The 1,195-nt window shown below is 78.3% G+C and carries 2 protein-coding genes; both read right to left on the reverse strand.

The window, feature by feature from the left end; genetic code table 11:
- On the reverse strand, positions 1-515 hold a 515-nt coding region (locus tag ABZW03_RS41025), incomplete at its 3' end, for a DUF4157 domain-containing protein (RefSeq protein WP_355270004.1).
- Between the two features lie 302 nt (positions 516-817).
- The coding region (locus ABZW03_RS41030; RefSeq protein WP_355270002.1) for a hypothetical protein at positions 818-1,195 on the reverse strand (378 nt) is incomplete at its 5' end.

Here is a 1,195-nt window from a genome sequence, read left to right on the forward strand (position 1 = left end):
GTCCCGGAGCCCGTCGTGCCCGGTGCGTCGCCGGCGGGGGCGCGCTGGAGGTCGGGAGCCGGGCCGCGGAGGGCGGCGTGCGCGTTGGCCTCGGCTTCGCGTTCGAAACGGTCGGACGGGTCGCTGATCCGCAGGCCGTCACCGTGGTCGGTGCCCGCCACCGGGCCCCGGCGCTGCTGGATGACATGGGTCAGCTCGTGGGCCAGGGTCTGCCGGTCGCCACCGCCCGCCCCGATCACGACATGGCTGCCGGAGGTGTAGGCGCGGGCGCCGACCTCGGCGGCCGACGCCCTGGCGGCCGGGTCGTCGTGGATCCGGACGTCGGAGAAGTCCGCGCCGAGCCGCGTCTCCATGTCCGTACGGGTGCCGTCGTCCAGCGGGCGGCCGGGGGTGCGCAGCACGTCCTGGACGGTGGAGCGCTGGACCGGGGCGGATCCGGCCTCCGGCCCGGACCGATCGCCGCCCCCGGGATCGTGGCCGGGCTGGGCGTACGGGTGCCCGGCGAGCTGGAGCATCCGCAGCACCGCCGTGTTCCCGACGGTCCGCTGAAGGTGCAGCAAGTTCTGCCGGGACGCCGGCGGCCGTTCGGGGGCCCTGTCCCGTCGCCGGTCCACGGCGGGCGCCGGGCGGTGTTCGCGGATCATACGGAGGCCCGCCTCTCGGTCACGGTCGCGCAGGACGTCACCTCACGACATCCCAGCACCCGGGGCGCGGGAAGGCCCTGGGGGGCAGGCTCCGGGGCAGCGCTCCTTGCCCGTACGGTCCCCGGCCCGCGGCCGCTGACGGGCACAGCGGCGCGGGCGTCGGTGGCGGCGGGTCAGCCGGTGGTGTCCGCCCCCGGGGCGCCGTCGCGGCCGGAGGCGGCTCCGCTCCCCCGCGGGCGCGTCGCCGTGACGGTCCGCCAGGTCCGCCAGGTCCACCACCCGAGGACGTACACGGCCAGGGCGCCGATCAGGCCGGCGCCGCCGCCCTTCGCCGCGTCGGACAGCACCCCTTCGACCACTGCGTCCAGCGGCAGGCCGGTCGTCACCGCGTCCGGGCCCGCGAGCCACCACCAGGCGTGGGCGACGGCTCCGGCCACGGCGCACAGCGCCAGGGCGAGGAGGACACGGCGCCGCGTCGTGCGGTCGGCCCCGGTGCGGCCCGCGGCGGCGCGCAGGCCGGACCGCCTGCGCCAGCCGTACAGCGCGATGGC

It is taken from the genome of Kitasatospora sp. NPDC004799, assembly GCF_040609095.1.
Lineage (GTDB): Bacteria > Actinomycetota > Actinomycetes > Streptomycetales > Streptomycetaceae > Kitasatospora.